Here is an 8,881-nt window from a genome sequence, read left to right as displayed (position 1 = left end):
AAATGGTCTTATGCAGATTTATATGAAGAATATCTGAAAAAATGACGCCCTGCAATTAGGGCGTCTCATTTTTTTATATTTATCTTTTGTTCTGTTTTATTTTTTCTGTATCTTTACTGTTTAGTCACAAAGATCCGCATTATTCTGTCGGTTCCGTTTTCATCCTCATCAATCCCCAGCCATACCTGATATTCACAGCTGTCCTCACCTGTATAGGTAAAGCCATAATTATAATTTCTATTTCCCACTGTATAATCTATAACGTGAATATTCGATGCATTTTCATATTCAGCATCTGTTGAAAGCTTATTTTTCAGATCATTAAAGGTCATTCCTGCCTGTACTGCAAAACACATATCGTAATCACTGCTTTCAGTATAAACACCGGTAACATAAACTTTCTGGTTATCACTATAATATCCGCTGAAAATAACACCAGGATAATCCTCAGATATGTAATAATCATTGCCATCTTCACTGTAGCTGTAATACAGCTCCATTTCCGTCCAGAGGACTTCCTCCGGAAGACTGTTAAAATCGGACGATACATAAACCGTAACCTCATCATTATTGTCTATGACTTCATTTTCTGCCGGGTAAGTATCAACAACAGCCGGATTGTCATAAATCACTCCGTCCTTAACATACTCTGAGGCATAACGGGTAACAATTTTATAATCAATTCCGTGATACTCAAGTATAGCTTTTGCGTCCTCTGGAGTAAATCCTTTAAGAGCCGGCATCTGCCTGAAATCTGAATATATTATAAGCTCTATGTTTTCACTGGTTTTTATAAATTCCCCTGCTTTCATGCCGTTTCCGTATCCCGAAACTGTATCCTGAACTCCTCCCGATTTTCCCGGTTCTGAGGAATATACTGTGGATATATTTGTAAATCCAAGGTCTTTGAGTTGTTTCACTGCATTATCTCTGTCTGTATTTTCAAGCTCCGGCAGTACTTCCACGCTGTAATCCTTACCGTCATTTGACACAGTTTCTTTCCAGTATTTTTCACAATCTCTTCCCTCCCAGAAAGAAAGAACATATCCTTCAGCGGAAATACTCATCATAAAATTATCAGTTTCCTCATAATCCCACGAACCAACTGATACACAATATCTGTAAAATAACCTGTCATGAAATGAATCTTCTGCATTATTATATGAAAATGCATAAATACAGATATCACTGTTTTTATCCACATAAAAGGATTCATATTTATTTTCATTTGAAAAATTTTCAGCCCGTTCACATGCCTTAGCATACACATCATCCTCTGAAACATTTTCCTGTCCTGTATAATTTTCAGAATTTCCGAAACGATAATTGAAGTTATGATTATAATTCACATCAGATTCGGTAATACTTACCATATTGTTTCTGCCATTTCCCTTTCCGTCATAGCCTATAATATATTCATGGTTCGTATAGTTATCCCCCAGCATCTGAATGTATCTGATATAAACACATTCACCGTCTGCATTTTCCTCGTCAGTTCCTTCTTCAAGAGTTTCAGTACTGTAAACAGAATACCATGGCAAATCAGTACCCGGAGCATAATTTTCGTCCCTTTTGAATGAAACAGGAACATAATTATATTCTGTTATTTCCTCATAAACCTTATCAGCATAGCTTTCAAATCCGGAATCAGTTTCGCTTTCTACACCATGCAGATTATTTCCGCTTAAACGGCTCTGAAACTCCTCTCCGAACATAAAACTTCCTATAAGTCCCAGATTAAATATTAAAAGTACTGTAACGGCAGCAGGAACAAAAAATGGTCTTTTATGAACCGTTATCCTGTCATTTGTTTCAACTGCATTCATAATACGGTTTTTCATTGAACTGTCAGGTTTTATATTGTCAATGCTCCGGTACAACTCTGTTTTCCTCATTATCACTCGCCTCCATTTCCAGTTTTAATTTCTGTCTTGCCCGTGTAAGCCGTGAGGTAACTGAACCTATGCTTATTTTTAGAATTTCCGAAATTTCTGCTATAGAATATCCTTCATAGTAATAAAGCTGCAAAACCGTACGGTTTTTCGGAGAAAGCTCAAAAATATCAATAAGCCTCACAGCATCTTCAATAACTCCCACAGAAAGCTCTGCCGCTTCACTGAGTCCTACAGTTTTTTTCTGCCAGAAGCTTTTCTGAAAATCCCTGCATACATTTATGGCAACACGTATAAGCCATGCTTTTTCAGAATTTTCATCAATGAATACCGGAGATTTGTAGAAAAACCTGATAAACGTGTTCTGCATAGCATCTTCAGCGTCCTGACGATTGCCCAGCTGCAAGGCACAGATTCTGTAAATTACCGGCGAATATTTGTCATACTTTTCCGAAAATTCCTCCTTTGTGTACTTTCCTTTCGCTCTCATAATCATCCCCCTTTAAGACCATCTACATATATTGCTCCACCAATTAAACCTTGCCAGATTGGCTGGAGCAATATTTTTTTTAAAGTGCCATTTTGCTCGTCATCAGATATGACAACCACAAAATATGACAATTAGATTTAGGCAAGATTTTCTTGCCTCATCTATAAAACGATTTAAAATTAAAAAATACTGCACAATTAATAAAAAAAATTTTTCGGAAATTTCTATCTGTTATTATTTTTTATTTTATATTATCTCTTGCAATTTGTCAAAATTAATAGTAAAATAGAAATGATATGATTTTTAGATTTTAGGAGGAGCATTTTATGCCTATTAAATATGTATTTGTAACCGGCGGTGTAGTTTCAGGACTTGGCAAGGGAATTACTGCTGCGTCTCTGGGACGTCTTTTAAAAGCCAGAGGTTATAAAGTAACCATACAGAAATTCGATCCGTACATTAACGTGGACCCTGGTACTATGAGTCCTTATCAGCACGGTGAGGTTTTTGTAACTGATGACGGTGCTGAAACTGACCTTGACCTGGGTCACTATGAAAGATTCATTGATGAAAACCTGTCTGTAAATTCAAATGTTACAACAGGTAAGGTTTACTGGACTGTTCTCAACAAGGAAAGAAGAGGTGATTATCTGGGCGGTACTGTTCAGGTAATTCCGCATATTACAAATGAGATCAAGGAAAGAATTTACAGAGTAGGCAAGTCACAGGATACAGATATTGTTATCACTGAAATCGGCGGTACGGTAGGCGATATTGAAAGCACTCCGTTCCTTGAATCTATAAGACAGGTCATGACAGAGGTAGGACGTGAAAACGCTATTTCCATTCACGTAACTTTAGTACCGTTCATTGCAGGTTCTAATGAGCTTAAATCCAAACCTACCCAGCATTCTGTCAAGGAGCTTCTCTCACTGGGAATTCAGCCTAATATCCTCGTATGCAGAAGCGAATGTGAAATTCCTGAGGAAATGCTTGAAAAAATCGGTCTTTTCTGCAATGTACGCAAAAAGGATGTAATTCAGAATCTTACAGCACCTTCTCTCTATGAAGTTCCTATTATGCTGGAACAGGAAGGTCTTGCTGAATGCGTATGCGAACATCTGAATTTAAAAAATCCAAAGCCCGATCTTACTGACTGGATCCAAATGATAAACCGTCAGAAAGCCGCTGAAAAAGAAGTAAATATCGGTCTTGTAGGAAAATATGTAGCTCTTCCGGACGCTTATCTGTCTGTTGCAGAAGCTCTCCGTCACGGTGGTATTGTAAACGATGCAAATGTTAATATTGAATGGATCGACTCTGAAAAAATCACAAGGGAAAATGCTGCAGAAACACTTCAGAACTGTGACGGTATCATTGTTCCCGGTGGATTCGGAGACAGAGGAATTGAAGGCATGATCGAAGCTATACGCTATGCCAGAGAAAATAAAGTTCCGATGTTCGGCATATGTTTAGGAATGCAGATGGCTGTAGTGGAATTTGCAAGACATGTTGCTGGTATGGAAGGGGCAAACTCAACCGAATTTGTACCGGACGGTCCTTACAAGGTTATTGATATTATGGATGACCAGAAAGACATTACAAACAAGGGCGGTACTATGCGTCTGGGTCTTTACCCTTGCAAGCTTGCACCTGATTCCAGATGTGCTTCCATTTACAATGATTCACTTATTTACGAGCGTCACCGTCACCGCTGGGAATTCAATAATGAATACCGTGCAAAGCTTACGGAAAAGGGTCTTAAAATTGCCGGTATTTCTCCTGACGAGCGTCTGGTTGAAATTGTGGAGCTTGACGATCATCCATGGTTTGTGGGAGTTCAGTTCCATCCGGAATTCAAATCACGTCCGAACAAGCCTCAGAAGCTTTTTGCAGACTTTATAAGAGCGTCGGTGGAGAATCATGAGAAAAAATAAAAACGGACTTCCGGAGCATACCGAAAGCCGTATTATCAAAACTAAAGCCGAAAAAATAATTTTCATAGCCACAATAGTACTTTATACCGTCATTATGATTTCAGAGCTTAAATTCACACCTCATCACAACACTATATCTTCATCTGTGGCGGCTTTAGGTCTGGGAGTATTTCTTATTGCCAGAGCCGTTCACATCAAAAAAACCAGAGAACTTATATTTGCCAAAGATAAGGTTACATGGCTTTTGATAATTGCCGCATCAGTTGTTTTGATTGCTTCTGGTATCTGGTGGATCATTTCTGAATATGTTATATAAATGTTATATAAATAAAGGGACGTCCTCTCTGGAAGGGCGTCCCTTTTTGAATTTCAGTTAAGCAGTTTATCTTTTAAATTTTTACACTTTTTCACTTAACCATATTATCAAGAAAATATTTATGAACAGCGAAACTGTCCGTAAGCTCCGGATGGAATGCAGTTACAAGCTGTTTATCCTGTCTTGCCGCAACAATTTTACCATCAACCTCAGCCAGAACCTCAGCCTTTTCACCTACAGATTCTATATATGGTGCTCTGATAAAGGTCATCGGAATATCTCCCAGACCTTTGAATTCATTTACAGTTTCAAAGCTTCCCAGCTGTCTGCCATAGGCATTACGCCTTGCGGTAATATTCATAGTTCCGATATGAACCATCTCATCTTCATATATTTTTTCCGCAAGCAAAATAAGTCCTGCACATGTTCCGAATGCCGGAAGTCCGTTTTTTATCATGTCTCTTAAAGGATTCATAAGCTCCAGATCATTTAAAAGCTTTCCCATGACTGTGCTTTCCCCTCCGGGAAGAACAACGCCGTCCATGGAAGTTTCAATATCCTTTTTCTGCCTGATTTCAAAAACCTCAGCACCCAGACTTTCAAGAGCTTTTTCATGTTCGATAAATGCTCCCTGAAGAGCAAGTACTCCGATTTTCATTATTTGCCTCTTTCTGCCATAAGCAGTTCGATTTCCTGTTCGTTAATACCAACCATTGCTTCACCCAGATCTTCTGAAAGCTCTGCCAGCATTTTATAATCGTTAAAGTTTGTAACAGCCTTTACAATCGCTGCTGCACGCTTTTCCGGATTGCCTGACTTGAAAATACCTGAACCTACAAATACGCCCTCTGCACCAAGCTGCATCATAAGAGCTGCGTCAGCAGGAGTTGCAACACCGCCGGCAGCAAAATTTACAACCGGAAGCTTGCCGTTTTCAGCAACATACTTAACAAGTGTATAGTCAACCTGAAGTTCCTTTGCAGCCTGATAAAGCTCGTCCTCGGACATAGAAGTAAGTCTGCGGATCTCACTCTGCATCATTCTCATGTGTCTTACAGCCTGAACAACATCGCCTGTTCCCGGTTCGCCCTTTGTTCTTATCATTGAAGCACCTTCACTGATTCTTCTGAGAGCTTCTCCCAAATCCTTTGCACCGCAAACAAAAGGTACATCAAACTTAGTCTTGTCAATATGATATTTATCATCAGCCGGAGAAAGAACTTCACTTTCATCAATATAGTCTATTTCAATTGCCTGAAGAATCTGAGCTTCTGCAAAATGACCGATTCTGCACTTTGCCATAACCGGAATGGAAACAGCGTTCTGAATGCCCTTTATCATCTTAGGATCGCTCATTCTTGAAACACCGCCGGCAGCACGTATATCAGCCGGAATTCTTTCAAGTGCCATAACAGCGCATGCACCTGCTGCTTCTGCAATTTTTGCCTGTTCCGGAGTTGTAACGTCCATTATAACTCCGCCCTTTAACATCTGTGCAAGCTCTTTATTAAGCTTATAACGTTCATTTGCCATAATATTCATAACCTTTCTGTCTTTCCTGTTATTTAAGGAAAACTTGACTCTTTTTTTATAGTACGCTATAATAATAATACTGAATTGACATTGTTTCAATACCCACTTTCAGAAAAATTAATAAGGTCGGTTAATATGCTAACATTTAATCTTGATTCAAAAAGCAAGCTGCCCCTGTATGAACAGCTTTATAAATATATAAGAAACGAACTGGAAACCGGCGGAATAAAAGCCGGTGAAAAGCTTCCCTCAAAAAGAGAGCTTGCCTCACACCTGAAAATAAGTGTGGTTACAGTCGAAACGGCTTATGCTCAGCTTGCGGCTGAAGGCTATATCTCGCCTAAGCCCGGCAGCGGTTTTTATGCAGAAGCGGTTCAGTATGCCCAGACGCCGGAAATAAAAAATATTTATATTCCTGAAAAATCTCCCGGAAAAAAATACAGATATAATTTTAAAACAAATATGGTTGACACAAAACTTTTCCCATTTTCAACATGGGCAAAGCTTTCAAGAGAAATTTTAAGTGAACAGAGTCCGGAGCTTTTAAGTGCCTGCGACCCAAGAGGGACCTATGAACTGAGAAAGGAAATAGCTCTTTATCTGAAAAGTTTCCGGGGAATTGAAGTTCATCCAGACCAGATAATAGTCGGTTCAGGCTCAGAATATCTTACAGGTCTTATAATTCAGCTACTGGGCAGAAATCTTATTTATGGCATTGAAGATCCCGGATACACAAAAATTTATAAAATATTCCATGGAAACTGCCCTGATATCCGTCCCATAAGCATGGACGAAGACGGTGCGGATTATAATTCCGTAAAGAGATCCGGCGCAGACGCCGTTCACATAACCCCTTCTCATCATTTCCCCCTGGGATCAGTCATGCCGGTAAACAGAAGAATCGAGCTTTTAAAGTGGGCATATGACAGTGACGGAAGATATATAATTGAAGACGATTACGACAGTGAATTCAGATTTTCCGGCAGACCCGTACCGGCAATGCAGAGTCTTGACAGCCGTGGACGGGTAATTTATATAAATACATTTACTAAAAGTCTTGCACCATCAATGAGAATCAGTTATATGATCCTTCCCCCTGAACTTCTGGAAAAATTTATGAAGGAACTTGGGTTTTATGCCTGTACTGTTCCGGTATTTGAACAGCTGACACTTGCAAAATTCATGGAAAGAGGTCATTTTGAAAGGCATATCAGAAGAATGAAAAAGCTTTACCGTCAAAGACGTGATACCATGACGGAGGCTATAAATTCCTGCGGTCTTAAAAACTGCATAGCTTTGAGCGGTCTGGATTCCGGACTGCATGTACTTATGAAAGTAAATAACTCTATGACAGAAAGTCAGCTTGTAACATCGGCTGAAAATGAAGATGTAAAAGTGTATGGTCTTTCGGGATATTATTCATTCAGTAAAAAGGATGTTCCTGAAAGCTGTATTATTGCCGGATATTCCGGACTTAATGAAGAAGATATTACCGAAGGCGTTGCAAGACTTGAAAAGGCATGGCTTAGAAATTAAAATCAGAAGTATATATTTTTTTAAAAATTAATTTTTCGTAGCCTTTTTCTTTACATTTTTTGTAATTTTTAAAATTAATTGACTTTGAAATAAAACTTGTATATAATAATAATTGCAAAAGCTGTTGCTAGTTTTTTTGCATTTTCAATTTAAAATTCATCCTTTAAAGCAAGAAGACCGGAGATTTTTCTCCGGTCCTTTTGTTTTATTTTATAGTGTTCAAAAAAAGGGTGACGCACCTCAAAAGGGCGTCACCTAAATCAAAATAAAATATTATAAAAGTTCATAATTATTTTTTCTTCTTTTTCTTTTTATTATTACCTTTTTTCTTCTGCCCAGACGGCTTATTCGGCGAATTTGCTTCTGCGGCTTTATTTTCCGTATTTTCCGGGGTTTTAGTTTCTTCTGTATCTTTATCGCTGTCGTCCGGTTTATTTTTGTCTTCCGGCTGATTTACATTATTTTCGGCTTTTTTTGAGGTATTTTCTAAAGATACGCCATTTTTCTTAGCACGATATCTTTCGATCAGAATTTTATTATTCTTCTTGTCATATCTGTAAATGAACACAATGCAGACAATTCCGAGAACAAGTGCGCCCAGACCAGGAACAAGTCCCGGAGGTGTATAAGTCATTTCAACAGTATGCTCGCCCGGTGACAGTTCAACACCCAGAAGTGCCTTGACAATGCATATAGGTTCAACCTTCTCGCCGTCAACCTTTACAGTCCAGCCGGGTTCATAAGGAATGCTTGTCATCATAACCTGTCCTTCACCGGCATTTATTGTACCCTCCAGATGGCGTCCGCCTGCTTCTGTAAGGTTCCACTGGTTCTGCTTTACAATGTCAATATCCTGCTGGAAAAGCTCCTCATCAAAGCTATAGAAGAAGAAGTTTTTAACTATTGTATATTCATTGGCAACAGTCATTCTAAGCTCAAATTCCTGTCCCGGTTCAAACTTTCCGAGATTGACTGTATGATAATCATGATTTTCAAAATATGAACCTACAAATTTATGATTGATATAATTGCCGTTTGCGTCCTTTTCAGTACTCAGCCACAGATTTACCGACTTCTGGTTTTCCGTTTTAAAGAACATATAAATAGTTTCGTCAGACGGAGCAGTTATATGCATATTAACTGTCGGATCTCCTTCTTCAGCGGCTGTATACATTGT

General features: G+C 38.7%; 8 protein-coding genes. 3 read left to right on the top strand and 5 right to left on the bottom strand.

Translation table 11 applies throughout. The features are described 5' to 3' along the window. Window positions 1-113 precede the first annotated feature (113 nt). Complete coding sequence (locus tag ACI4WO_RS06165; RefSeq protein ID WP_439806685.1) at window positions 114-1,895, bottom strand: PASTA domain-containing protein; 1,782 nt, start codon at window positions 1,893-1,895, stop codon at window positions 114-116. After that, entirely contained in the window at window positions 1,864-2,382 is a 519-nt protein-coding gene (locus ACI4WO_RS06160) for an RNA polymerase sigma factor (protein ID WP_439806684.1), read from the bottom strand. The genes ACI4WO_RS06165 and ACI4WO_RS06160 overlap by 32 nt, the downstream gene beginning before the upstream one ends. Window positions 2,383-2,708: 326 nt before the next feature. Here ACI4WO_RS06160 and ACI4WO_RS06155 point away from each other — a divergent pair, with 326 nt between their 5' ends. Both ACI4WO_RS06155 and ACI4WO_RS06150 read left to right on the top strand, forming a co-directional pair. Next, on the top strand, window positions 2,709-4,319 hold the full coding sequence (locus tag ACI4WO_RS06155) for a CTP synthase (RefSeq protein ID WP_439806683.1): 1,611 nt from the start codon (window positions 2,709-2,711) through the stop codon (window positions 4,317-4,319). Next, complete coding sequence (locus ACI4WO_RS06150; RefSeq protein ID WP_439806682.1) at window positions 4,306-4,635, top strand: hypothetical protein; 330 nt, start codon at window positions 4,306-4,308, stop codon at window positions 4,633-4,635. The genes ACI4WO_RS06155 and ACI4WO_RS06150 overlap by 14 nt, the downstream gene beginning before the upstream one ends. Before the next feature lie 91 nt (window positions 4,636-4,726). On the opposite strand, the gene pdxT is transcribed toward ACI4WO_RS06150, so the two are convergent. Then, on the bottom strand, window positions 4,727-5,293 hold the full coding sequence (pdxT, locus tag ACI4WO_RS06145; protein WP_439806681.1) for a pyridoxal 5'-phosphate synthase glutaminase subunit PdxT: 567 nt from the start codon (window positions 5,291-5,293) through the stop codon (window positions 4,727-4,729). Next, a complete protein-coding gene (pdxS, locus tag ACI4WO_RS06140; RefSeq protein WP_439806686.1) occupies window positions 5,293-6,168 on the bottom strand; it encodes a pyridoxal 5'-phosphate synthase lyase subunit PdxS in 876 nt (291 codons plus the stop codon). Before pdxS ends, pdxT begins: the two co-directional genes overlap by 1 nt. 135 nt (window positions 6,169-6,303) lie before the next feature. Here pdxS and ACI4WO_RS06135 point away from each other — a divergent pair, with 135 nt between their 5' ends. Beyond that, window positions 6,304-7,704, top strand: a complete 1,401-nt coding sequence (locus ACI4WO_RS06135) for a PLP-dependent aminotransferase family protein (RefSeq protein WP_439806680.1) — start codon at window positions 6,304-6,306, stop codon at window positions 7,702-7,704. Window positions 7,705-7,993: 289 nt separating this feature from the next. Here ACI4WO_RS06135 and ACI4WO_RS06130 read toward each other — a convergent pair. Further along, window positions 7,994-8,881, bottom strand: an 888-nt coding sequence (locus ACI4WO_RS06130; protein WP_439806679.1) for a YfhO family protein, incomplete at its 5' end; no start/stop codon positions are given.

It is taken from the genome of Porcipelethomonas sp., assembly GCF_051893655.1.
Lineage (GTDB): Bacteria > Bacillota > Clostridia > Oscillospirales > Ruminococcaceae > Porcipelethomonas.
The sequence above is the reverse complement of the archived record's forward strand: the minus strand, read 5'-3'. Positions and strand labels throughout refer to the sequence as shown.